Origin of the sequence: Ancylobacter sp. 3268 (assembly GCF_031456575.1) — a bacterium.
Lineage (GTDB): Bacteria > Pseudomonadota > Alphaproteobacteria > Rhizobiales > Xanthobacteraceae > Ancylobacter.
Genome location: NZ_JAVDUX010000007.1, coordinates 1 through 25429, shown reverse-complemented (window position 1 = coordinate 25429; position 25429 = coordinate 1). Strand labels below are relative to the sequence as shown.

The 25429-nt window shown below is 64.5% G+C and carries 17 protein-coding genes; 9 read left to right on the top strand and 8 right to left on the bottom strand.

Features of this window, described 5'->3' with window-relative positions:
- Positions 1 to 30: 30 nt before the first annotated feature.
- On the top strand, positions 31 to 801 hold the full coding sequence (locus tag J2X65_RS11630) for a glucose 1-dehydrogenase (protein ID WP_310201084.1): 771 nt from the start codon (positions 31 to 33) through the stop codon (positions 799 to 801).
- 33 nt (positions 802 to 834) lie between these two features.
- Here J2X65_RS11630 and J2X65_RS11625 read toward each other — a convergent pair whose 3' ends face one another.
- The 4 genes from J2X65_RS11625 to J2X65_RS11610 all read right to left on the bottom strand — a co-directional run bounded on the left by J2X65_RS11625 (position 835) and on the right by J2X65_RS11610 (position 6345).
- Positions 835 to 1494 (bottom strand): HAD family hydrolase, encoded by a 660-nt coding sequence (locus tag J2X65_RS11625; protein ID WP_310201083.1) that lies wholly within the window; start codon positions 1492 to 1494, stop codon positions 835 to 837.
- A 121-nt stretch (positions 1495 to 1615) separates the two neighbouring features.
- Positions 1616 to 2176 (bottom strand): N-acetyltransferase family protein, encoded by a 561-nt coding sequence (locus J2X65_RS11620; RefSeq protein WP_310201082.1) that lies wholly within the window; start codon positions 2174 to 2176, stop codon positions 1616 to 1618.
- A gap of 21 nt (positions 2177 to 2197) precedes the next feature.
- On the bottom strand, positions 2198 to 4555 hold the full coding sequence (locus tag J2X65_RS11615; RefSeq protein ID WP_310201081.1) for an Orn/Lys/Arg decarboxylase N-terminal domain-containing protein: 2358 nt from the start codon (positions 4553 to 4555) through the stop codon (positions 2198 to 2200).
- Between the two features lie 203 nt (positions 4556 to 4758).
- Positions 4759 to 6345 (bottom strand): CHAD domain-containing protein, encoded by a 1587-nt coding sequence (locus J2X65_RS11610; RefSeq protein WP_310201080.1) that lies wholly within the window; start codon positions 6343 to 6345, stop codon positions 4759 to 4761.
- A gap of 376 nt (positions 6346 to 6721) precedes the next feature.
- On the opposite strand from J2X65_RS11610, the gene ilvD reads away from it, so the two are divergent.
- A complete protein-coding gene (gene ilvD / locus J2X65_RS11605; RefSeq protein ID WP_310201078.1) occupies positions 6722 to 8554 on the top strand; it encodes a dihydroxy-acid dehydratase in 1833 nt (610 codons plus the stop codon).
- A 315-nt stretch (positions 8555 to 8869) separates the two neighbouring features.
- Here ilvD and J2X65_RS11600 read toward each other — a convergent pair whose 3' ends face one another.
- Positions 8870 to 10390 (bottom strand): carnitine 3-dehydrogenase, encoded by a 1521-nt coding sequence (locus J2X65_RS11600; protein ID WP_310201077.1) that lies wholly within the window; start codon positions 10388 to 10390, stop codon positions 8870 to 8872.
- A gap of 6 nt (positions 10391 to 10396) precedes the next feature.
- The gene (locus J2X65_RS11595; RefSeq protein ID WP_310201076.1) at positions 10397 to 11299 is read right to left on the bottom strand and encodes a 3-keto-5-aminohexanoate cleavage protein; all 903 of its coding nucleotides are present in this window, start codon (positions 11297 to 11299) and stop codon (positions 10397 to 10399) included.
- Between the two features lie 92 nt (positions 11300 to 11391).
- Here J2X65_RS11595 and J2X65_RS11590 point away from each other — a divergent pair, with 92 nt between their 5' ends.
- Positions 11392 to 12357 (top strand): GlxA family transcriptional regulator, encoded by a 966-nt coding sequence (locus J2X65_RS11590; RefSeq protein WP_310201075.1) that lies wholly within the window; start codon positions 11392 to 11394, stop codon positions 12355 to 12357.
- Here the strand turns inward: J2X65_RS11590 and choX are convergent.
- A complete protein-coding gene (gene choX / locus J2X65_RS11585) occupies positions 12354 to 13298 on the bottom strand; it encodes a choline ABC transporter substrate-binding protein (RefSeq protein WP_310201074.1) in 945 nt (314 codons plus the stop codon). The two genes, J2X65_RS11590 and choX, sit on opposite strands and share 4 nt — an antisense overlap.
- A gap of 1383 nt (positions 13299 to 14681) precedes the next feature.
- Between choX and J2X65_RS11580 the strand changes: the two genes are divergently transcribed.
- The 6 genes from J2X65_RS11580 (at position 14682) to J2X65_RS11555 (ending at position 23962) form a co-directional block, all read left to right on the top strand.
- Entirely contained in the window at positions 14682 to 15107 is a 426-nt protein-coding gene (locus tag J2X65_RS11580) for a DNA mismatch endonuclease Vsr (RefSeq protein ID WP_310201073.1), read from the top strand.
- The gene (locus J2X65_RS11575; RefSeq protein WP_310201072.1) at positions 15104 to 16594 is read left to right on the top strand and encodes a DNA cytosine methyltransferase; all 1491 of its coding nucleotides are present in this window, start codon (positions 15104 to 15106) and stop codon (positions 16592 to 16594) included. Before J2X65_RS11580 ends, J2X65_RS11575 begins: the two co-directional genes overlap by 4 nt.
- Positions 16595 to 16727: 133 nt before the next feature.
- Entirely contained in the window at positions 16728 to 18197 is a 1470-nt protein-coding gene (locus tag J2X65_RS11570; RefSeq protein ID WP_310201071.1) for an ATP-binding protein, read from the top strand.
- A complete protein-coding gene (locus J2X65_RS11565; protein WP_310201070.1) occupies positions 18190 to 20874 on the top strand; it encodes a Z1 domain-containing protein in 2685 nt (894 codons plus the stop codon). The genes J2X65_RS11570 and J2X65_RS11565 overlap by 8 nt, the downstream gene beginning before the upstream one ends.
- Positions 20874 to 21857, top strand: a complete 984-nt coding sequence (locus J2X65_RS11560) for a PD-(D/E)XK motif protein (RefSeq protein WP_310201069.1) — start codon at positions 20874 to 20876, stop codon at positions 21855 to 21857. Before J2X65_RS11565 ends, J2X65_RS11560 begins: the two co-directional genes overlap by 1 nt.
- Positions 21854 to 23962 (top strand): AIPR family protein, encoded by a 2109-nt coding sequence (locus J2X65_RS11555; RefSeq protein WP_310201068.1) that lies wholly within the window; start codon positions 21854 to 21856, stop codon positions 23960 to 23962. The genes J2X65_RS11560 and J2X65_RS11555 overlap by 4 nt, the downstream gene beginning before the upstream one ends.
- A 297-nt stretch (positions 23963 to 24259) precedes the next feature.
- Here the strand turns inward: J2X65_RS11555 and J2X65_RS11550 are convergent, their stop codons facing one another.
- On the bottom strand, positions 24260 to 24625 hold the full coding sequence (locus J2X65_RS11550; RefSeq protein ID WP_310201067.1) for a hypothetical protein: 366 nt from the start codon (positions 24623 to 24625) through the stop codon (positions 24260 to 24262).
- Between the last annotated feature and the right edge of the window lie 804 nt (positions 24626 to 25429).

Genomic DNA, 25429 nt, shown 5'->3' with positions numbered 1-25429 from the left:
CGGGCCGCACGCACTGAGCCGGAGAAAGCCATGTACCATCTCGATGGACGCGTCGCCCTCGTCACCGGCGGCGCGATCGGCATCGGCCGCCGCGTCGCCACGCGCCTCGCCGAGGAGGGGTGCGACGTCGCTATTCTCGACCTCGACGCCGCCGGCGCCGAGGAGACCGCCGAAGCCGTCCGCGGGCTCGGGCGCCGGGCGCTGGCGCTCGCCGTCGACGTCGCCCGCCATGAGGCGGTAGAGGAGGCGGCGGCGCGGATCCAGGCCGCGCTCGGGCCGATCGACATCGCGGTGAACAACGCCGCGATCACCGCCGTCGGCAAGGTCGTCGACATCGATGCCGCCGCCTGGAGGCAGGTGTTCAGCATCAACACCGACAGCGTGTTCCATGTGGCGAAGGCGGTGCTGCCGGACATGATCGCGCGGCGCACCGGCCGCATCGTCAACATCGCCTCGTGGTTCGGCAAGATCGGCAAGCCGAACTATGCCGCCTATTCCGCGTCCAAGGCGGCGGTGATCGCGTTCACCCAGTCGCTGGCGGCGGAGGTGGCGCCGCTCGGCGTCAACGTCAATGCCGTGTGTCCCGGCTCTATCGTCGGCACCCGGATGCGCGACGACGCCGACCGCATGTCGCGCGAACAGGGCCTGCCCACGGCCAAGGAACGCGAGCACCTGATCCCCATCGGCCGCGTCGGCGTGCCCGACGATATCGCCCGCGTGGTCGCCTTCCTCGCCTCCGACGAATCCGCCTACATGACCGGGCAGGCGATCAACGTCACCGGCGGTTTGTGGATGAACTGAACCGTCCTTCCTCGGTCGCCCCGCACGGGCTGGCTATCCCGCAACCAGATCGAGAAAGCCGGACAGGTCGGGGCGGCGGGGCAGGTCGGCCGGAAAGAAGTCGGGCGCGCCCTTAGCGACAATGGCGAGGAAGGGAATGCCGAGCTCGAGCGCGGCATCGAACTCCGTGAGGGAATCGCCCACCGCCAGCACCGCCTCCGGTGCATGGCCGCCCTCGCTCAGGATGCGGCGGAACTCCGCCAGTTTGGCCTTGGGCGAGCCGGCGACGGAGGTGAACAGCCCGGAAAGCTGCCGGCGCGCCAGCACCGCCTTCAGCTCGACCTCCGGCATGCCGGACACCAGATGCAGCGGCAGGCGTCCCTGCAAGGTCGCGAGCGCCTGTTCCGCGCCCGGAACGAACGGCGCATCGAGGAGGGCGGTGTCGACGAACTGGGCAAAGCGCCGGCACAGCGCATCGAGTGAGCCCGAATCCCCCGGCCGTCCGAAGATGGCGCGTTCGAAATAGGCGAACTTCTCGCGGCGGCCGATCCCGCCGTGCCGCTCCTGATAGGCCACGACCTCGGCGATCTTCTCCGCGTCCTCTCCAGCGTAACAATCGGCAAAGGCCTGCGTCTTCAGGCCGGCTGAATCGAGGATGACGCCGTCGAAGTCGAAGATGATCGCCTGCAGGCGGGTGCCGGCATCGGGAAACAACGGCAATTCTCCCTTGGAAAGATCGTCATCGGCGGGATTCTGGTTCCCTCAACACAGCCAATCGCCGTTCGCCTCACGCTACCCTATCTGCACCGCCGGCTTCCAGCTGCCCCCGAAGTCTTCAGCGGGTGGAGAGCGGGGGCGGCGGCGGCGGGGCGGTGGAGCCGGGGCCGAGCGAGCGCTGCACCATCACGCTGTCCGCCCAGCGGCCATAGCGATAGGCGACGCCCGGCAGCAGCCCGACCCGGACGAAGTCGAACCGCGCGTGCAGCTTCAGCGACGCGGTGTTGTCCGCATCGATATAGCCGATCATCTGCCGAAAGCCCGCCGCCGCGCAGGCATCGATCAGCCCGCGCATGAGCCGGCTGCCAATGCCCTGGCCGATATGCTGGTGATGCACGTAGATCGAGTGCTTCACGGTGTAGCGATAGGCCGGGCGCTTGCGGAACAGCACCACATAGGCATAGCCCACCACCTCGCCGTCCCGCGTCGCGACGATGTGGGGAAAGCGGCGGCTCTTCAGGTTCTTGCGCCGCTCGCGCAGGTCGTCCGGCTGCGGCGTGTCGCTGTCGTCCACGCCCTCCTCGACGCCGCGGTGGATGTGGCGGCGATAGATCGCCAGCATGGCATCGACGTCCGCATCCCGGGTCGGGCGGATGAGGACCACTGGCTCCTGCTTCATGGGCGAACTGACACTCCCGGCTTACTCCGCGACCACATAGGTGTGCAGCCGGACAAGTCCGGCGGCGTCGGTCTCACGATAGACGCCCTGGATCTCGACGTCGAAGCCGGGAAACGTGTTGAAGCAGGCCTCGAACATCTTGAGGTAGTCGATCATCGGCTGCGCGCGCTCGGTCAGCCGCTCGCCCGGCACGATGGTGGCGATGCCGGGCGGGTAAACCACGAATGGCGTCGTCGCGATACGGCCGGCGATGGCGTCGATGGGCAGATAGTCCACATCGTTGCGAACCAGCCGCCGTGCGGCCTCGTGCGGCGAGAGGGCGATCTGCGGCAGGTGCGCGGCCGAGAACTGCATCGCCTGGAGCGCGCTGACATTGGCGGCACGGAAGAAGCGGTGCATCTCCCCGCACAGGTCGCGCAGCCGCACGCCGGCATAGCGCGCCGGCCGGCGACGGTAGAATTCCGGGATCGCCTCCTCGAGCAGCGCATTGTCGTCATGCAGCTTCTTGAAGGCGACCAGGCCGGAGATCAGCGTGCCGGCCTTGCTGGCCTCGACCCCGGGCGTGAGCAGGAACAGCAGCGAGTTGAGGTCGTTCTTCTCGGCGACGATACGGTTCTCGCGCAGATATTGCGCAACCACCGGCGCCGGGATGCCGTGCTCGGCATAGGCGCCGGTAGCGGGGTCGAAGCCGGGCGTCAGCAAGGTGAGCTTGTTGGGATCGGTCATGGCGAAGCCCGGCTCCATGCCGGCAAATCCGTGCCATGCCGCGCCGGGGGAGAGGTGCCAGAAGGCCGGGTTGGTGGCGAGCTGGTCGGTGGAGATGCTCTCCCACGCCACGTCATGCACGGCGTCCGGGCGCGACACGTCGGGGATCGCCACCCGGTCCGGCACGAACGGCTCGAAGAACCAGCGCCGCTCGACGCGCGGCTCCTTCTCCTCGAACTCGCGGCGCACGGCGCGGATTTTCTTCCGCAGCTCGATGCCGAGGCGGATCGTATCGTCCCACAGCACCACACCCGAGCGTCCCTTCATCATCTGCGCGCCGACGTCGAGCGAGGCGAACAGCGGATAGAAGGGCGAGGTGGAGGCGTGCTGCATGAAGCTCTCATTGAAGCGCCGGTGCTCCACCCGCCGCTTCTGCCCGGTGATGTGGCGGTCCTTCATGTGGATCTGCGAGGCCTGCGAGAAGCTTGCCAGCTGCTTGTGGGTGGACTGGGTGGCGATGATGCCCGGCGCCTCAGGGCCGAGCTCGGCGAGGCCCATGGCGAAGCGCCCGGCATAGAGCGGGTGAAACTTCATGAAGCCGGCCCAGGCTTCGTCGAACAGGATGTAGTCGCACAAATGGCCGATCCGCTTGAGGATCATCTCGGCGCTGTGGATGGTGCCGTCATAGGTGCACTGTTCCACCACCGCGACGCGGAACGGGCGCGGCTTCTGCCACAGCTCGGGATCCTTCACCAGCGGATGCGTGCGGATCTGCTCGCGCAGATGCGCTTCGTCCAGCGCCTCGAACGCCATCGGGCCGATCAGCCCCCAGGCGTTGCGCACGGTCGGGACATAGACCGGGATGCCGCCGGAGATCATCAGCGCGCCGTGATGGGCGGCCTTGTGGTTGTTGCGGTCGAACAGCACCAGGTCGCCATCGGTCACGAGGGCGGCGAGGGCCACCTTGTTGGAGGTGGAGGTGCCGTTGAGGACGAAATAGGTCTTCTCGGCGCCGAAAATCTTCGCCGCCTCCTTCTGCGCCGCCAGTGCCGGCCCTTCATGGGTCAGCAGGTCGCCGAGATCGAGCACCGAATTGTCGAGGTCGTCGCGGAACACCGCCTCGCCCAGATGCTCCATGAACACCCGGCCGATCGGGCTGCGCGAGTAGAACACGCCGCCATTGTGCCCGGGACAGGTCCAGAGCTGGTTGCCCTCCTCGGCATAATCCACCAGCGCGCCGAAGAACGGCGTCTTCAGCGTCTCGGCATATTGCTTCAGTCGGCTGATGAGGTTCTTGGCGATGAAAGCAGGCGTCTCCTCGGAGAGGAAGACATAGCCGTCGATGAAGTCCAGCACCTCCACCGGTACGTCCTCGAACCGCTTGCGGCGGATGAGCAGGATGATGGGGAAGTCCAATCCCCGCCGGCGCATCAGATTGATGAGCGAGGCGGTCTTGCCCTCCAGTCCCTTCTTGCCCCAGTCCACCATCATGCAGCCGATGGCGGCATCGGTCTGTACGGCGATCTCGGCGTCTTCCAGATTGCGCGCCCGCACCACCTCGAAGCCGGAACGCTCGATTTCCTCGACGATCTGATGGTAGCGGGCGCCCTCCAGATCCTCCGGGTCAAAGGCGGGCGTTGCGAACAGGAAGTTGAAACGCTTGAAATAATCCATTCGGGCACCCGCATTTGGTCCGTGTCAGTCCGAGGTGTCCACTTGCCCCGTGACAAGATCGTGACGAATTGCTGGCGCCGCCTCATCCCATCCAAGGGAGGAATGGCCGGTAGCCAGAGCGAGGCCAAGCATCGCTCAGAACAGCGGCAGAGGGTATCGCCTCGGGTAGCACCTTCCCGCGCCGTGCCGGGCGCCTCGCGCGGTCAGTGCCAGAACGGCTCGGCGTCGATGAATTGCTGCCAGGTCTGCCGGAGCGCCCTGGCCGCCTCGATGTTGTCGCGCCCCTGCCACCCGGTGATCGCCCCGATGGCCTTGTGCACCTGCGGATTCGACGTGCTTGCCTCGACCTCGCGCAGCAGCGACTGCGTCGTCGTGGCGTCGTTGTCGGCGCCAAGGATGTTCTGCAGCCGGGACAGCCTTTTCAAATATTTCTGCACGACGCCGTCGTCTTCATAGAGCGGCAGGAAGAACTCCGCCGCATAGCGCAGCTTCTTCAATGTCAGGCGCAATTCATGGCGGGCCTCCGGCGCGAGCCGCCGGAAATGATGGCCCTGTTTCAGGGCCTTGCGGTTCAGCCGCGCCAGCGCGCGGTCGGCAAACTCCCGGGCGGGCTGGGTCAGCACCGCCAGAGCTTCGCTGCTGATATCGTTGCGCCAGCTGCGCCGCTCGATCACCCGGCCGAGGGACAAAAGGAAGCGGGTGCATTCGAGATCGATGAGGTCGGCCCGGGCCGCCTCGTAACCGCGCTCGCGGAATGGCCCGCTGGTGGATTTGAGATCGGTGAACTCGATCCCCGGAAGCTGCCGGCTCTCGATCTCGGCGACCGTCGTGGTCAGGAAGACGTCCCAGTTTCGGGCGGGGCCTAGCCCGCTGGCGAGTCTTCTGGCAGTGAAAACCAGCGCCTGAAGTGAGGAGGCCGGAATCTCTCGTCCAAAGAGCGAGATCGCCGTCCGCAGCCGCCGCAGGGCGACCCGCAATTGATGGACGCCTTCCGGATCCTGCCCATGCTGCGCGGCCACGAGATTGGCCATCACATGACGCTGGCAGGCCGCGAGCGTCCTGGCGATGACCTCGTCGGTGGTATCGCTCGGCTCGATGCCGGAAGAGAAACCCTTCTGGGCCAGGGGCGGCGTGCCGAAGGCAAGCGCATATCCGCGCTCCCCCTTGCTCTGGGTGCCGACGCGAAGCGGCCCGTGCTCCAGCAGCGACAAGGCGAGCTCATAGAGGGCGCCGACCTCGCCGGATTTAAGCTCCAGTTCGATCTCGCAGACCGCCTCGGTCCGCTCCCCGGCGATCAGCAGGCCTTCATCGAAGGCCACCTCGATCACGGCGCCGCCGAATGTCACCGTCCGCGTGTGGCGGCGGATCCTGGTGGTGAATATCGCGATGAGATCGGCACTTTGCAGCGTCTCGAACGGTGCGCCCAGATCGCTCGTCGGCAGAATGTCCAGCTGCGGCGCCATATCCGGCACGGGTGCTTCCAGTTCCTGCCGTTGCAGCGGGTTCGCCGGCGTTGCCAGCTTCAATGTCTGGATATGTTGCTTGCCACTGCGCCGGACGCGCAGCGACGCTCCGAGGCCGGCGATCTCGGCAGCGGAGGTGTCGTAATAGGTTGCCTCCAGCCGCCTCACCACGCCCTTGGATGTGGCGTTGCGCGAAATGACGGGGGCATCGACGAGCCGGGCAAGCGTGCTTGCATCTGTCAGCAGCTTCAGTTCGATCTCGCAGGCGTCCGGCACGTGTGCACTGGCGGTCACGCTTGGCTGCGTGGTGGCGCTGCCTTCCGGCATGTCGACATTCCTCTTCGTTCCCGGCTTCTGGCCGGTATCCCTGCCGCGAAGAGACCGGCTCCCAGCAGGCATGAAAGGCATCGATAGCGACTGAAACTGTCACATAAAAGTAATAATGCCTGCCGGCGTGACGCACCGGGACGGGCGATGACGACGGATAGATGAGCCCGGCGGTGCTATGGGCGCCGCTTCTGAAGCCGGGGGGATGGAGGCGCCGAAATCCTCGGGCTTTCGCCAGATCACGGGTAGGCCGTAACGCTCCGAGGCGTCGGCCTCGTCTCGGCGATGTCGTCGGCCGGTCGTCCGTCCCCGTTTGCCAAGTTGCGCCATATCCGGGTAAAGCGCATAAGCGCGGCAAACAGTCTGGAGGAATTCCATGCCGGCCTATCGCTCTCGCACCACCACCCATGGCCGCAACATGGCCGGTGCGCGCGGCCTCTGGCGCGCCACGGGCATGAAGGACGATGATTTCGGCAAGCCGATCATCGCGGTGGTCAATTCGTTCACCCAGTTCGTGCCCGGCCATGTCCATCTGAAGGATCTCGGCCAGCTCGTGGCGCGCGAGATCGAAGCGGCGGGTGGCGTCGCCAAGGAATTCAACACCATCGCGGTCGACGACGGCATCGCCATGGGCCATGACGGCATGCTCTATTCGCTGCCCTCGCGCGAGCTCATCGCCGACAGCGTCGAGTACATGGTCAATGCGCATTGCGCCGATGCCATGGTCTGCATTTCCAATTGCGACAAGATCACGCCGGGCATGCTGATGGCCTCGCTGCGCCTCAACGTTCCGACGGTCTTCGTCTCCGGCGGCCCGATGGAAGCCGGCAAGGTGGTGCTTGGCGGCAAGACCAAGGCGCTCGATCTCGTCGATGCGATGGTTGCCGCCGCCGACGACCGCGTCTCCGAAGAAGACGTGAAGGCGATCGAGCGGTCCGCCTGCCCGACCTGCGGTTCGTGCTCGGGCATGTTCACCGCCAATTCGATGAACTGCCTCACCGAGGCGCTCGGCCTGTCGCTGCCCGGCAATGGCTCGACACTGGCGACCCACGCCGACCGCAAGCGGCTCTTCGTCGAGGCTGGCCATCTCATCGTCGATCTCGCCCGCCGCTATTATGAGGAGGACGATGCGAGCGTGCTGCCGCGCTCCGTCGCAACCTTCGCCGCCTTCGAGAACGCCATGACGCTCGACATCGCCATGGGCGGCTCCACCAACACCGTGCTGCATCTGCTCGCGGCCGCCCATGAGGGCGAGGTGCCGTTCACCATGGCCGACATCGACCGCCTGTCGCGCCGCGTGCCGGTGCTCTGCAAGGTCGCGCCGGCCATCGGCGATGTGCACATGGAAGACGTGCACCATGCCGGCGGCATCATGGGCATTCTCGGCGAGCTCGATCGCGCGGGGCTGCTGGACACCTCGGTCGGCTCGGTCCACGCGCCGAACCTCAAGGCCGCGCTCGACCGCTGGGACGTCAAGCGGACATCCAGCGAGGCCGTGCACGAGTTCTATCGCGCCGGACCGGGCGGCATCCCGACCCAGATCGCCTTCAGCCAGTCTGCCCGCTACGACGATGTCGACACCGATCGCGAGACCGGTGTGATCCGCGATGCCGAGCACGCCTTCTCCAAGGATGGCGGCCTGGCGGTGCTCTATGGCAACCTCGCCGAGGACGGCTGCATCGTGAAGACGGCGGGCGTCGACGAGTCGATCCTGACCTTCACCGGCACCGCCCGGGTGTTCGAGAGCCAGGACGATGCGGTCTCCGCCATTCTCGGCAACCGGGTCAAGGCGGGACAGATCGTGCTGATCCGCTATGAAGGGCCGCGCGGCGGGCCGGGCATGCAGGAGATGCTCTACCCGACGAGCTACCTGAAATCGAAAGGGCTCGGGAAGCTCTGCGCCCTCGTCACCGACGGGCGCTTCTCCGGCGGCTCCTCGGGCCTGTCCATCGGCCATGTCTCGCCGGAAGCGGCGGAAGGCGGCACCATTGGCCTGGTGCGCGAGGGCGACACCATCGAGATCGACATCCCGAACCGCCGCATCCATCTGGCGGTCGACGATGCCGAACTCGCGGCCCGCCGCGAGGAGCAGGAGGCGAAGGGCTGGAAGCCGGCCGAACCGCGCAAGCGCAACGTGACGACGGCGCTCAAGGCCTATGCCGCGCTCGCCACCAGCGCCGCCAAGGGCGCGGTGCGGCAGCTGCCGTGACCCCAGCGGGCGGGGATGATTCCCCGCCCTCGCTCCCGGCCTGGCGGCGTATCAAGGGGAGGCTCGGCGACCCTCAAGGGCGGTCGGACCGCCCGGTTGCCCATGCACCCGTCGGATGCGGCCGCTTCAGGCGGAATTGCCGTGCCTCGGCCTCATAGAGGGGTTGGGCCGTGCATTGGAATGTCCCGCCGGGAAGTTCCACCCCCAGGTTTCCGTACCTCATACCTTGATGTGAAACGGAATGGCGGCCCGCCAGGGCGGATGCCGAAGCCTGGGAAGTGGCCTTGTCGCAGGGGGCATGCGATCTAATCACCGCTAATCGGTTCCCACCGCCTGTCTCCTTTCACCGACCGCCCTTCCGGCGCCATGAGGTATGGCAAGCCGTGCATGCGCCGATTCCAGGGTGCGAAGGCGGGCGAGGATGGCGTCCGGCGCCGCGGCCGCGCGACCTTTCGCGGTGTCGACATGCAGCAGCATCTGCTCGGCGGTGGCGATTTCGCGCTCCTGTTCGCCTTTGCCGGCGAACATCCGGTGGAACAGATGGAGGCGCTTCTCGTCGAACGACAGGATCTGGCAGGTCGTGCGCAACGTCTCGCCGAGCCGCGCCTCGTCGAGATGACGCAGATGCGTCTCCACCGTGTAGTAGCTGTGCCCTCCCTGGACATAGGCGAGGTCGACGCCGATCAGCCGCAGCAGCGCGTCGGTGGTGTCGCCGAAGACCTGCAGGTAACGGTGCTCGGTCATGTGGCCATTATAGTCGATCCACGCAGGCGAGACGCGGGTCTCGACCAGTACCAGCGGAGCCGTCGGGTCGGTAGGCGCGGGTGCCGGGGCGCCGGCGAGCAGTCGCCGCTCGAAATCCGCCAGCAGCTTGCCCGCGCCCCAGCCTTCGCCACCGCGGCCCGCCTTCAGGGCCTGCACGATGCCGACGAGGTTCTCGTCGCGGATCCGCTCCAATTCGCGGATCGACAGGCCAGCCGCCTGGGCGTCCGACTGCGCGCCGATCTTCTCGACCAGCGCATCGTCGAGGTCGACCACGTCGGTCAATTTGGTCCACGGCCATTGCAGGCAGGGGCCGAACTGAGCGAGGAAGTGCCGCATGCCGGCCTCGCCGCCGGCGATGCGATAGGTCTGGAACAGCCCCATCTGCGCCCAGCGCAGGCCGAAGGAATAGCGGATCACGTCATCGAGCGTCTCGACATCGCAGATGTCGTCCTTGATCAGCCACAGCGCCTCGCGCCACAGCGCCTCCAGTAGCCGGTCGCCGACGAAGGCCTCGATCTCGCGGGCGATGACCACGCCCTTCATGCCGATGGCGTCCAGCACCTCCTTCGCCCGCTCGATGGTGGCGGGCGCGGTGGCGCTGCCGCCGACGATCTCCACCAGCGGCAGCAGGTAGACCGGGTTATAGGGATGGGCGACAAACAGCCGCTCGGGATGCGTCAGGCCCTCTTGAAGATCGGTAGGCTTGAGGCCGGAGGTCGAGGAGCCGATCAGTGCCGTCGCGGGGGCGGCCGCGTCGATCTCCGCCAGCACGCGGTGCTTGAGATCGAGCCGTTCCGGCACGCTCTCCTGCACCCATTCAGCCTCTTTCACCGCCTCGGCGAGGCTGGAGCAGAAGCTGAGCCGGCCGCGCGCCGGCAACGGCGCCTGGGTAAGCAGGCCATAGGCGCGCTCGGCATTGGCGAGCACCTCGCCGACAATGCGTTCGGCCTCGGGATGCGGGTCGAACACCTTTACGTCGATGCCGGCGAGCAGGAAGCGGGCGATCCAGCCGCCGCCTATGACGCCGCCGCCGATGCAGGCTGCGCGGGAGATGGGTGCGAGCATCGTCATTCCTCCTCAGCGCTTGACCAGCTTCAGCTTCTCGCGCACCTCGGCCGGGCCGATGACGCGTGCGCCCATGCCGGTGACAACGGTGGCGGCCTTCTCGACCAGCTGGGCATTGGTGGCGAGCTGGCCCCTGCCGATATAGAGGTTGTCCTCCAGTCCAACGCGGACATTGCCGCCGGCCAGCACCGCGGCGGCGGGGTAGGCGAGCGCGTTGCGGCCGATCGAGAAGGCGGAATATACCCAGCCCGCCGGCACGTTGTTCACCATCGCCATGAAGGTATTCAGGTCATCCGGCGCGCCCCACGGAATGCCCATGCACAGCTGTATCAGCACGGGGGCCTCGATGAGCCCTTCCTCGACGAGTTGCTTGGCGAACCACAAATGGCCGGTGTCGAACGCCTCGATCTCCGGCCGCACGCCCAGCGCCGTCATCTGCCGCGCCATCTCGCGCAGCATGGATGGCGTGTTGGTCATGACGTAGTCGCCGAGATTGAAGTTCATCGTGCCGCAGTCGAGAGTGCAGATCTCCGGCAGGCACTCGGCGACATGGGCGACGCGCTCGGTGGCGCCGGCCATGTCGGTGGCGGCCTCGTTGAGCGGGAAGGGGGCCTCCACGCTGCCGAACACCAGGTCGCCGCCCATGCCGGCGGTGAGGTTCAGCACCACGTCGACCTCGGCCGAGCGGATGCGGTCGGTCACCTCGCGGAACAGGTCGCGGCGGCGGGAGGCGGCGCCGGTCTCGGGATCGCGCACATGGCAATGCACCACCGCCGCGCCGGCCTTGGCGGCCTCGATGGCGCTCTCGGCGATCTGCTTCGGCGTGACGGGCACGTGGGGCGAACGTCCCACCGTGTCGCCGGCGCCGGTGACGGCGCAGGTGATGAAGACATCGCGGTTCATCGACAAGGGCATCTCAGCGCTCCCGTAAAACTCCGCGAAGCTTGACGGGGAAGCGAAACCGTGACGCAACTATTTGCGCAACGGATTTCCCACTTCGCGAAGCGATGATCTTCACCCATTCCGACGAGACGCTGGACGTCACGCTGCTGCTGTTCTCCGGGCTGTCGCTGCTCTCGCTGGCGGCGACGCTCGATCCCATGCGCGGCGCCAATCGCGTGCTCGGCCGTACCGCCTATCGCTGGAAGCTGGTGTCGATGGACGGACAAATGCCGGTCGCGAGCTGCGGATTGCCGATCCCGGTCGACGGCGCCTTCGCGCCCGCGGATCCCCAGGATGCGCTGATCGTGCTCGCCGCCTTCGAGGCGGCCAATTACGCGACGCCGCGCATCCTCAGGGCGCTGCGCGCAGGGGCGACGCGCTCGAAGATCGTCGGCGGCATCGAATCCGGGTCGTGGCTGATGGGATTTGCCGGGCTGCTCGACGGGCGCCGGGCGACCACGCATTGGGAGGACCTGGAAGACTTCGCCGCCCGCTTCCCGCATGTGGATGTGCAACCGGACCGTTTCGTCGTCGACGAGCCGGTGTTCACCACCGGCGGGGCGACGCCGGCGCTCGACTGCATGCTATCGCTGATCCGCGCGCGCAACGGCTATTCGGCGGCTCTCGATGTCGCCAGCCTCTACATCTATGAGGAGATGCGCACCGGCTCGGATGTCCAGCCGATCGTTTCGCTCGGGCGCATCGGCCAGCACGAGCCGCGCGTCGCCAAGGCGATCCGCATCATGGAAACCCATATCGACCGGCCGGTGACGATCGCCGCCATCGCCCGGCGGGTGGACCTGTCCACCCGCGGGCTGGAAACGCTGTTCCTCAAGACGATCGACGTGTCGCCGGGAGCCTATTACGTCGCGCTGCGGCTGAGCGCTGCGCGACGTCTGGTGCTCGATACCAGCCTTCCCATCGCCGACATCGCCGAGCGGACGGGCTTCTCCGCCATCGCCTCGCTCTCGCGCGCCTATCGGCGGCAGTTCGGCGTGCCACCCTCGGCGGCACGCCGGGCGCGGCTCTAGAGGCCGAGGCCGCTCTTCACCGCAGGCAGGCCCGGCTTGCCGTCCAGCGTCGAGACGCCGTCGAGCCATTTGTCGAGCGCGGCGGGATTCTCCTTGATCCAGGCGCGCACTGCGGCATCCGGCTGCATGTTCTTGTCGAGGATGTCGCTCATCAGCCGATCCTCCATCGCGACGGTGAAGACGAGATTGGACAGGAAGCGGCCGACATTCGGACATTCCTTCACATAGCCCGGCCGCGTCAGCGTGACCACGGTCGCGCCGCCATCGTTCGGCCCGAACACGTCATTGCCCTTGGTGAGATAGGCGATGGGCAGGTTGACGTTCATCGGGTGTGGCTGCCAGCCGAAGAACACCACCGGCTTGTTCTGGCGGATATCCTGCGCGACCTGGGCGAGCATGCCCTGCTCGCTCGATTCCACGAGGTCGAACCCCTTCAGGCCGAAGGTGTTCTCGGCGATCATCTTGGAGATGGTGTTGTTGGCGCCGCTTCCGGATTCGATCCCGTAGATCTTGCCGCCGAGCTGGTCCTTGAATTTGGCGATGTCGGCATAGGTCTTGAGGCCGGCATCGTAGGCGGCCTTGGAGGTCGCGAAGCCGATGCGGGCTTCCTTGAGGTTGTCGGCGACGATCTCGACCTTGCCGGCCTTGACCAGCGGGCCCTGGGTCGGCTCCTGCAGCGGCATCCAATTGCCGAGGAAGATGTCGCGGTCGCCATTCTCCAGCGCCTTGAAGGTGATGGCGACGGACAGGACGGACACTTCGGGCTTGTAGCCCAGCCCTTCCAGCACTTGCCTGGCGATTTCGGTTGTCGCGGTGATGTCGGTCCAGCCGACATCGGAGAAACGCGGTTTGGCGCACGCCGCCGGGTCGTTGGCGAAGGCAGGCGACCCGACGAACATGGCAGACAAGGTGAGGCAGGCAACGAGACTGCGTGAAATCATTGCTGTTCCCCGTGTTGGCGATCACACTGCTGGCGGCGTCGCAAGGGAAAGCCTACGCCCCGCTCCATTCATCGATTGACTGTTTTCGAACGTCGGATGACCAATTGCGCAGCGTCGAACAGGCGGATGCGCGTGCGGAAAGCTCCACGGCAGGACGCCACGTCCTCGGCCCCTCCACGCGCGCCTTCGTTCGCCGCGGTTGCCGGCCTCGTCAGTATGGGAGCGACGGTTGGTCCGGGCGTATCGATCGCGACCCGACTTTAAGTAAGATTGACTTACTTTGGGGGGACGGTGGCATGCGGGAGAGCGCGGAGCGAGCGCGTGCCGGCCAAGAGGGCGCGACGGGGAGCGGATCGCCGGTGCCATGCCGGCAGGGCACATCCCGCCGCTTCTGGCTGCAGACGACAACCGCCCTGGCGTCGGTCATGCTTCTTGGGCTGGGCGCGCTGGCGCAATCGGTAAGAAGTGGTGGCGACGTTTCACACAACTTCTTTGACCCTCGGGAACGTCTCTGGTCGGTCAGGTCGGAGCGGGCTGGGTGACTGCCGGCAATGGCGGAATCGTCTTCGACGGCTCGATACGCATTGCCTCTTATGATGGTGGGCCCGGCAGGAAACGCCCTTCGACGCCAATTTCTCAGTCAAATCAGACATATACAGGAGGCTGTGGGGCTCGTTTGTGTAGCGGAATTGTGCGAGGTGGCGCCTAAATTCGGCCCGGCCGGAGCGCAAGCTTCCTTCCGTTCGTGTCCGCTATCAGGACTCGAACCGTAGTTGCGCAACAGCCATGACTCACTTCGTTGCAATTTCTTTCACCGTCCTGGGCCTAGGTGACAGCGCGCAAGCTCGGTACGGCGCGCTTTTCGACAGGACCGATCCCGATGGGCGGCCTCATTTCACCGATGGTGCCATTGCCGATGCGCATCGTGGTGCAACGGGTTGCAAAATTCAGTGTGTTATCGGCGACATCGTCGTGAACATGCCACCGGCTCCAACGGGATGGGAAACCTAGTGTAGTATGCCACCAATGCCCGCGCCCAAGGGCGCGTCCCACGGATTGCCTGTCGACATACCGCGCCCACAACACCCCATCTCCTCGAGGGCTTCCGACCGGGCGCCGCCGGGTCTACGAAAACAAAAGCCGAGAGGGGATCGACTCGCGGATGAGGTGTTAGCGTCGACAGGCCAAACTGAATTCAGAGCATTCGGCGCGGGATCGAAGGTCGCGTTGGCGGCAGCAGCGGCCGTTGGTTTTGGTCCAGAACCGGGCCTTGCAGAGCTTGGCTCTAGAGGCGAATAAGCCCCCAATAGCGATGCTAACCGCCATGTTGTAAGATCAGCGGCTTCGAAACGTCTTGGCAGACGCCGGTCGCCGGCACAGATCATGCTGATGGACATCATCGACAAGCAGGAACGGTCACGGCTAATGGGCCGCATCCGTGGCAAGAACACTAAGCCGGAGATGGTGGTGCGCCGCATCGCTCACCGCCTGGGTTTCCGGTTCCGCCTGCATCGTAGGGACCTTCCGGGCAGTCCCGACCTGGTCTTCCCCGGCAGGCGGAAGGTCGTCTTCGTCCACGGTTGCTACTGGCATCGGCATCCGGGTTGCCACCTAGCTTACCAGCCCAAATCGAACGTCGAGTTCTGGACGGAGAAGTTTGCGACCAACGTCACACGCGATCAGAAAGCACTGCAAGAGCTTCATAACCAGGGCTGGGATACCTTGGTAATCTGGGAGTGCAATGCTAAGGATTCGGTACTAGTGGCCTCGCGCCTGTCGGCTTACCTCGGACGATCTGAAGACCGATGAAGATCAACACTGCGGCCCGGCAAGCGAAGCTGGAGCGAGTGCGCGGCGGGAGCGCGCCGCGCGCGCTCGAGTTGTGCTCTGGCTGCGGCGGTATGTCACTCGGGATGGTATCCGCCGGGTTCCAGTTGCTGGGCCATGTCGAGTTCGATGAAACCGCGGCGGCCAGCTACGCCCTGAACTTCGAGCCACCGGTTGAGACGCGAAGGGCAGCCTGGAGCCTTGCCCGCGACATGGTCACTTCAGACCCGGCGACGTTGGCAAGGGAGATCGGCCTCGACGGTGACGTTGTCGACCAGTTCGACGTTCTTGCAGCCGGCCTTCCCTGTCAGGCCTTCGCTCGCATCGGACGCTCGAAGCTGCGGTCGGTGACCGGCGACGACGAGGCATACGTCAACGACCCGCGCGCCAAGCTCTATCAGCGGTTTCTGCAATACGTCGAAGCCGTTCAGCCGGTGGCGATTCTCATAGAGAATGTCCCAGACATCCTCAATCACGGCGGCCACAACGTGCCGGAGAAAATCTGCCAGACGTTGGAGACCCTGGGCTACAGCGCCCGTTACACCTTGCTGAACGCTGCCTATTACGGCGTGCCGCAGATGCGGGAACGCTTGTTCCTGTTAGCCATAGATAGCTCATTGGGCTTCGCGCCGGGTTTCCCGGAGCCGACCCACGCCGCCAAGCTGCCATCTGGCTACGAGAGCGCCCGTACGGTGGCACTCAAGTATGTTCCCGCTCTCGGCTCGCACTTCGGCGAGATTCCGCGCGCTCGTCAGGGGCTACCGGAGGCAGTCTCGGTCAAGGCTGCGCTCGGCGATTTGCCGCGCATTACCGAGCATTTCTCGGCGCCGGCGGAAATGCGACGGCGGAAGCTTACCGACCGGCTGCCCTACGCCAGCTCCACGGACCTGAGCGCTTTCGCGAAAAAGATGCGGGCGTGGCCGGGTCACAAGATTTCACACGCCGACACCGATGGTCACGTGGTGCGGATCACGCCTCGCGACTTCGAGATTTTCCGGCGCATGAAGCACGGCGGTGACTACCCGCACGCCAGTTCTGTCGCCGAAACTATCTTCAAAGAGAAGCTGGAGGCTCTGGCCTGCCCGCCCCAGGAGGGATCGGAGGCCTGGGAAGTGCTGCGCGCCAAGCATGTGCCGCCGTATGATCCGGGCAAGTTCCCAAACAAGTGGTGGAAGCTGAACCCGGCTCTGCCGTCGCGCACGTTGACAGCGCACATGGGCAAGGACACTTATTCGCATATCCACTGGGATAACGGGCAAAAGCGCACTGTCTCGGTCCGCGAAGCGGCCCGACTCCAGTCGATCCCCGACAGCTTTCGATTCGCCGGCGCGATGAACGCGGCGTTCCGCCAGATCGGTAATGCCGTGCCGCCGCTTCTGGCCGAGGCCGTCGCCCGCCGCCTGAAACGGGACCTGCTTTGCCAGCCCGAGCATCAGGCCCAAGAAAAGGCGGATCCAGAGGCCGCCTGAGCTGCGTAAACTACATTTTACCACTCACGATTACTGACCTGAATGCATAAAATAGCGTGGTGCCGGGGGAGAATCGGATGTCATCACGTCAACGCAAGGACGGCGCGCGGTCGGCGGAAGGGCTGATCGCGGGATGAAGTACGAGACGAATCCTCCTGATGCCGCTTCGCTGATGATATCGGCCCGCAGCTTCGGCAACTACGATCTGCCAGGCGCCCTGGCTGATCTGATCGATAACAGCATCAAGGCCGGCGCTCGCGAGGTCGTCCTGGACTGCCGATTCAACGACGGGAGCCCCGAGATCCGCATCCGCGATGACGGGCATGGCCTCTCCGGCCAGGAACTGCGGGTAGCCATGCGGCCAGCCAGCAGTAACCCCCTCGCCGAGAGAGCCCCCGATGACCTCGGACGCTTCGGCTGGGGCATGAAGTCGGCCTCCTTCTCGCAGTGTGCTCGCCTGACAGTGCTCAGCCGCCGGGGTGGCGAGTTGACAGGCTGCTTGTGGGACTTGGCCGATGTGGACGGTTGGCGCATGGGCGTGCTCGACGCCGGCGACATCACGTCTTTGGCCTCCCCGGAGTTGCTGACCAAGGACGGCGTCGAGGTGATCTGGACCAACTGCGACCGGCTGTCGGAGAACGGCAGCATCACACAGGCGGAGTTCAATGCGCTGATCGTTCACGCGGGGAACCGGTTGGCGCTGATCTTCCACCGCTATTTGGCCGGGGAGGTCCGCGGGCGGAAACTGACGCTTCGGCTCAACAAACGGAAGATCGAGCCACTGGACCCGTTCTATCGCGACCACGAGGCTACCCAGCAGCTTGAGGCAGAGCCGCTGGAGATCGGCGGCCGGACCATCGATATCCAGCCCTTTATCCTGCCGCACTATTCGAAGCTGCTGCCGAACCAGTATGACCAGCTCGGTGGCGAGGAAGGGTTCCTCCGGAATCAGGGCTTCTACGTCTACCGCAATCACCGCCTTATCATCAGCGGCACTTGGTTTCGACTTCTGCGTCATGGCGAGCTATCGCAGCTCGTTCGGGTCCGAGTGGATATCCCCAACGCACTCGACCACATCTGGAAGATTACCATCGACAAGTCGGACGCGCAGCTTCCCGCGGTACTGCGCAATCGCCTTCGCCAAATAGTCGACGGCCTTCGCCGTCGTTCCGCACGCGTGTTCCGCTCGCGGGGCGGCCGTCTGGATCGGGCCGGCACGACCTCCGTCTGGAGCCGGTACGCGCGCGACGGCGAGGTCCGCTACGCGATCAACCGCGAGCACCCGGTGATTGAGGCGCTGCTGGATTCAGGTGATGACGAGCGGAAGCAGACTGCCAATGCCGCGCTGAAGGTAATCGAACAGGCTTTCCCGGTTGCCGCCTTCGCTCAGGACGCCGCGCGCGTGCCGGACGCGATCCACCAGACGCTCACCGATCCAGTGATCTTCAAGGCCGACCTCAATGCCGCGCTCCCGATGCTCCTGATGCAGGCCGGTGGCGATTTCGCCTCTCTGGAAGCACTGCTGCGAGTGACCGAGCCGTGGTGCGAGGCCTGGGGTGCCACGGAAGCCGTACTCAAGGAAAAGGGCTGGGTTAATGCGTGATCTGGGCGCCGAATTGGCCTATCTGACCATGAGCATCGGGAAGAGCTACGCAGACGAAGTCAGCAACGGCCGCGCGCTGCCGGACGGCGCCATCGGCGCCGAGATCGACGCCTCACCCTTCAGATTCGATGATGAGGAACGGGCGGAGGTGCTACGGGTACTGGAGGCGAGCTTCACCCAGACCCAGACACGCGGCTATTCCGTCTTCAGCGACTTCAAGCCCTGGCTGAAGGACAGCAGCGCCTCCATCGACTTCTACTACTGGAACCGTCTGAAGCGGTACTATCTGGAAGGCGGCTCGCTGGCGGCGCCGGTCGTCGCCACGTTGGACGCTGTCACCGATCAAATCCTCGACTTCTCCGGCAACCCGTTGACGCCCATCACTGGGTCCCGCCGCGGCATGGTCATGGGCCACGTCCAGTCTGGCAAAACGACCAACTACTCGGCTCTGATCTGCAAGGCGGCCGATGCCGGCTATCGCACCATTATTCTGCTGGCCGGAATTACCAATTCACTGCGCGCCCAGACCCAGGAACGCTTGGACGAAACCTTCATCGGCAAGAAGTCGATCTTCCATGCCCTGGCAGCCGAACCGCTGCCGATCCTCACCTATGCTATGAAGAAGCGCTTCCCCGCATATGGGACGTCGCGGGACAAGGACTTTACCCGCGACCCCGGAGGCGGCGTGGTCTTCAGCTTGGCCGCCCATAACGAGCCGATCATATTCGTCTGTAAGAAGAACAAGGCGCCGCTGTCCAAACTGCGCGACTGGCTGATTGAACAAGGCCACGGCCAGATCATTACGTCGCCGCTATTGCTGATCGATGACGAGGCCGACAACGCCTCGATTAACACTTCCAAAGACCCCCAGGCGACAACGGCGATCAACGCGGTTATTCGAGAGATCATGGGGCTGTTCGAACGGCGGTCCTACGTCGGCTATACGGCCACGCCATTCGCCAACATCTTTATCGATCCCGACTCCAACAACGAAATGCTGAAGGACGATCTGTTCCCAAAGCACTTCATCAAAACGCTCGATCCGCCGAACACTTATGTCGGCGCCTCCCGCGTGTTCGCCGACGACGGCGACCTCCGCCAGCCGATGGTCGAGATCATAAGGGACCACGTCACGCGCCTGCCGCTGAACCACAAGGCGGAGGACCCCGTGACTCTGCCGCCGTCGTTGCTGACCGCGGTCCGCGTGTTTCTACTCACCCGCGCTATCCGCATCCTACGCGGCCAGGGCCGCCAGCACTGCACGATGATGATCAACGTGAGCCGCTTCAACGCTATCCAGGAGAAGGTTCACGGACAGGTCTACGTCTACCTCCAGACCCTACAGAACTCCGCCGCCCTGGCCATGGGGCAGGACGCGCTGCTCGATCCGGTGATCGCCCAGTTCAAAGAGGACTTCGACCGCGAGTTCGGGGAAGACGAGGAAACCTTCGACGCCGTCAGGGCCGTGCTGGCGGAGGCAGCGCGCGTGCAGCCGGTGACGGTAAACATGAAGGGCGGTGCGCTCGACTACCGCGCCCATCGCGAGAACGGCCTGCATGTAATCGCCATCGGCGGCCTCGCGCTCTCTCGCGGCCTGACCCTCGAGGGGCTGACCGTCTCCTACATCCTGCGCAACACAGCCGCTTCAGACACGCTCATGCAGATGGCCCGCTGGTTCGGTTACCGACCAGGCTACGAAGACATCTGCCGAGTCTACCTGCCGCAGCTCGCCCTCAACCACTACCGCGAGATCAACGGCGCAATCGAAGAGCTGCGCGATGAGGTCCGCCGCATGCACGACCTCGGCATGACTCCGGAACACTTCGGGCTGAAGGTTCGGGAAAGTCCGACCGCGATCCGCATCACTGCTGCGAACAAGATGCGCACCGCGACCCAGATAAAGATCGCGCAGGACTACTCCGTACGGCATTTGGAAGGCTACATCCTGCCGAACAACCAGCAGGTCAACGAAGGCAATCTTAAAGCCGTCCGCGCGTTCGTTAAGGAGCTGGGCGCGCCCTGCCCGGAGAAGTCGACGGCTCAGGCCAAAGTCTGGAAGCAGAGGTCAGGACGATCTGTCATGATCCTGTTAAAGGCCTTCCGGTTCTCCGCGGCCCATGGCGACCTGGGGCCGATCAGTGGTGATGTCAGCCTGTTCGAGGACTATTTCGCTGACCGGGTCCGGGACGAGATGTCGGAGTGGGATGTGGCCATTCCCCATCCCGCCGGTGGCGAAGCGAAGCCCGTCCTGCGGGACGATCTCTCCTTCCCGCTGCGGACGCGGGCGTCCGGCGATGTAGTGGAAGGCGGCTTCCGTATAACCGGCGGGCGAAATCGCGTCGCTGATCCCAACGATGCACAGATCGGCTTAACCGAGGACCAGATCGAAGCGGGTGACGCCGAGAAGGCCAGCGGCCGACTGCGCGGGGACAAGGCCTACTGCGCACAGCGCGTCCGCCCCATGTTGCTGATCCACGTCTTCTCTCCTGGCGAGGGCCTAACCGACCTGAAGCTGAAAGGGCCAGTCGTTACCTTGAGCTTCTGCCTCCCGCAGACGGAAAAGCCGACCAGCGAGCGGAGCTACCAAGTCAATGCCGTCTATCGGAAGCAGATCGAGGAAGCGTTCGCTCGTGAGGATGACGATGACGATGATGCCGTCCAGGCCGGAGAAGTCTGATGGACGAGAGCGACTGGCACAACATCGCGCCTGCCACCGATCAGCACGCCGACAATGTGAGGCGGGCCTCGACTACCCATCCGCTCGATTTCTTCCGGGGGCGCAATCATGCCGGACAGTACATCTTCGCCCTAACCGCTGACGACGGATGTCGGGAGCTGCCGAGGCCGCCGAAGCTCAACGGCATCGATCTTTCGGTGGAGCGCCGGCTCAGTGAAGGCGCGCGCCTCCTCCTGACGCTCGAGGACCGCGAGCAATTCGACATTTTCCGGGCGCTGTGCCGGCATCTGCTCGACGCCACGGCCGATCAGCCGCGTGGTGCCAACGGCCCCGGCCTACGGCTGGTCCTGCGTCGGCTGGCCGACTGGCACAATATGCTCCGCCGCCGCCGCGACGGCCTGCTGACGATCGAGGAGATCATCGGCCTCGTCGGTGAGCTACTTTTTCTGCGTGATCAGGTCGTGCCACGGGTAGGCGTGAGCGGCGGCGTCGCGGCTTGGCGCGGGGCGCATCGCGACGAGCAGGACTTCGCCCTCGGCGCCTTGCAGGTCGAGGTGAAGACCCAGCTCTCAACCTCAGACCATCGCCTGCTGATCTCCTCGGAAGCGCAGCTTGATACGGCGGGCAGCCGCCTGTTGCTGTGTCACCAAGCGGTCGCTCGCACGCCGGCCGGCGGCGGGGCGGTCTCACTCAACGCCCTCGTCGACGATCTCACGCAGCGTTCTGTCGCCGCCGGACCCGTTATCCTTGAACAGTTTGAGACGGCGCTGGAGGGCTGCCGCTATGTCCGGAGAGAGGAATATGACGAGCCGCAGTGGCTTCTGATCGACCGGCGGCTGTTTGAGGTGCGCGACGACTTCCCGCGCCTGACGCCGGTCATGTTGCCGGCCGGCGTCCACGCGGTCTCCTATGCGATCCTGCTGAGCGCCTGCCAGAGCTTCGCCGTCGATCTCGACAAGACCCTGGCGGAGGGCCTCGCGTGAGCACAGGGGATCTCGACGACGCCTTCGACCGCTTTTGGGAGGATCTGATGTTTGAAGCGGAGGCCTCTGCCGATCCGCAACCCGCCGCCTTCTTTCGGCTCTACACGAAGCTCGCCTCGGAGAATGGCGACTGCATCGACCTGACCTACACGCCCGCCCGCAACGAACGGCGCGGGGCCTATCAGGTCGATGGGTTCGCCCTCGAACGCGACCGGGGCGATCTCTATCTGGCCGTCTCGGATTTCCGATCCGGTAAGGAACTGCAAACGCTCAACGCCGCCCAGATCGACACTCTCTTCGGGCGTGTCCGCCGCTTCTGTGAGTTGGCGGTGCAGCCGGCCTTCATCAATGCTGTGGACGAGACGAGCCCGTCGTTCCAGGCCGCTTGGCCGATCTATAACGGTCGCAGCCAGATCAAGCGCATCCGTGTGGTCATCTTCTCGAACGCCCGGCTGTCCACGCGTCGCAAGCCGGAGATGACCGGCGAGGTGCTGGGCGTTCCTTTCGTATGCAGCGTACTCGACTTTGCCCGTTACGCCAGCATTATCAGCGCGAAGGGGGGCGTCGAGCCCATCGAAATTGACGTCACCGCGGTTAACGGCTCTCCATTGCCCTGTCTGCCGGCGCACAGCATCGATGGCGGGCACACCTCGTACCTCGTCGCCGTTCCTGGAACCTTCCTCGCGGAAATCTACGGCCTCCATGGCGCAAAGCTGCTTGAGCAGAACGTCCGCACCTTCCTCCAGGCGCGGACCAGGGTGAACGCCGGCATCATCAAGACACTGGAGGCAGCGCCGGAGATGTTCTTCGCCTACAACAACGGGCTGACCGCCACCGCCGCCGGCATCACCACTGCGCCGCTGGACGGCGGCGGCTTGGGCATCGCGTCCATCGACAACCTCCAGATTGTCAACGGCGGCCAGACTACGGCCTCGATTCTCTATGCCAGCGACAGTGCCCGGAAGGATCGCAAGGCCGACCTCAGCCGTGTCTTCGTCCAGATGAAGCTGTCGGTCGTGAATCCTGACCGTCTCGAAGAGGTCGTGCCGTTAATCTCGCGGTACGCCAACACGCAGAACAAGATCAGCGAAGCCGACTTCTTCTCCAGTCATCCGATCCACCTAGTGTTGGAGCGCTTCTCGCGCGACATGTCCGCCCCGCCAAAACCCGGCGCACTATCCGGCTCGAAATGGTTTTACGAGCGCGCTCGTGGCCAGTACCGCGACCGGCTGGCTTACGGCACGCAGGCGGAGCGCAAGCGCTTCGAACTGGAGTTCCCGCGGGAGCAGTTCATCGACAAGACCGATCTCGCCAAATTTGAGGTCACGTTCGATTGCCGCCCTCACATCGTGAGCCGCGGCGCCCAGAAGTGCTTCTTGGAATTCGCGGAAAAGACCGGCAAGGCCTGGGAGGTCTCTGATGTCCGCTTCAACGAGCACTGGTTCCGAGCCATCGTCGCCGAGGCCATCATCTTCCGCGGCCTAGATCGGCTCGTCGGACGATCTGATTGGTATCAGGCAGATCGCGGGTACAAGGCGCAGATCGTCACCTACGCCATCGCTTGGCTGGTCCAGCACCTCCAGAACCGAGGCCAGGAGATCGCGCTCTCCCTCGTTTGGCAAAGGCAGGAGCTGCCTGCCGAGATTGCCGACGCCCTGGCACGGATCGCACCTCAGGTCGCCGAGACCATCAAGGATACGCCTCCCGCGATGAAGAACGTCGGCGAGTATTGCAAGCAGCAGGCGTGCTGGGCCGCTGTGGCGGCCTCGAAGTACATTTTCGATGATCGCCTGGACGGCCTGCTCATCGAGCATGACGAAGCCGAGTTGGCCCGCAAGGAAACCATCGCTGCCCAGAAGGTCGACAAGGACGTCGATTTTGATCACGTTCTAGTGGCGATGCTGGCGGACACTCAGCCCTATCTCATCTTCGCCCGTAGCCGCCGGCTGCTCACACCGAACTCGGACGCTGCCCTAAAGCGTCTGACCCGTGGCGACATCCGGCTGCCAGCGTCTGAGCGAAACGCGCTCAAGTACATGGTTCAGAAGATGGTCCAGGCCGGCTTCGAACTGCCTCAGCAGGCCCCGCGCACTCCGGTCACCTGATGGCCGGGGCGCGGGGAGAACTAATACGAGGCGCACGGCTTCAGCGTCTATTGCCTCGCCAACGCCGTCTTCAACGTCGTCAGTGATTCCGGCTCTTACCTGCGCAGGAACGAGGATATCCCTTGGCGACGTGCGCACAATGTTCCTGATGCGCAACTTCGCCCATTACACCAACCTGCACGGGTTTATTCGCCTGATCAGCACGGACATTTTCATGTGACCTGCCGCTAGGCGCGGACTGTCGCAGCGAGATCGATTCGTACAATTCGATCGCGACGGCAACTTGCTAAGTCCAGTCTAAAGTGGAGGGAACCGCTCCGCGGTAGCCAATGTCTTCACGGACAACCCCAGATACCAAGCGTGCATTCGCTTGTCCCAGCTTCGGCACTCCAAGAATTGCTTCCAGGTGAACTCATAAATAGAGTCCAATGACCAATCCTGTCGCATTTTAACGACGATTATGTACTCGAATAACTGCTTTTCGGGATCGATGCTATCTGGATAGACAGTTCCCGTCTTCTTCGCATCAACTACGCCCTTGATTGAGTAGCGCTCACCGCGCCTGGACAAGGCATCGACGTTCGCAGTGCCAACGGGAGCCGCCAGCAGCTTGGGCCGCCCAGGCATTTGATTATAGTAGCGAATTGCATGGTGTTCGGCCATTTGCCCTACGCTTCGGGCAATACCTCTCCTCCTGAGCTCCGCGTGAAGCTCAGCTCGAAGCTGAAGGAGATGAGCGTCGCTCATCACTGCGAAGTCGCATGTGCTTGGCAGCTGTTCCATTTTGCCCCGCCGATGTCCCGAGCGTGATTATGTCCAGCGAAGAACCTTGACGCCAGCGGCACCTCAGCGGCGATTCAACGAACGAGAAATGCCGGATGCAGACCTTGCTAGGATCGTCCTCGGCTACTCGACTGCCAGCTTCGCGGCAGACTGCTTGCAAGACATTCCAGACGTCGGATGGGTTCACTTCCAGCCTTCCGAACGTGCTGCGGCACCTTAACTCTGAGCTTCACGCGTCCATCTAAGATTACCCCCGCAGCCTTGGCTCACGCTTGAGATTTGCAACCAGTTGCAACGGAATGCCACCTCAAACATCGTCACATTTTGCCGTGGCGATATGTATTTTCATGGATGGCGAAGAGCGCTCTGCCCCGGTCCAGAGCGCAGCCATCTGTTCCTTCTGAACACCGCCGCCGCGCCGACCGCACCCGTTCCGATCTGCCTGCCTCTGCGCTTACTTTTGGCGAGCCCCTTAGCCCGTGGATCGTGCCAGGGAACACTTCAGGCGGCCGATCCTCCTCTCCTCGCCGAACAGGGTGCGGTATGCAGCGAATTGCGACTAACTGTCCTGCATCTTCGCGGGACCGCGTAGCCTGCCCCTATTGAGTGGTCCGGTTTGACTCTAATGCATAGTGGGCCTTTCGGCCTGGCTTGATTGGCAGGGCTTCAGGGACAGGATGGCCG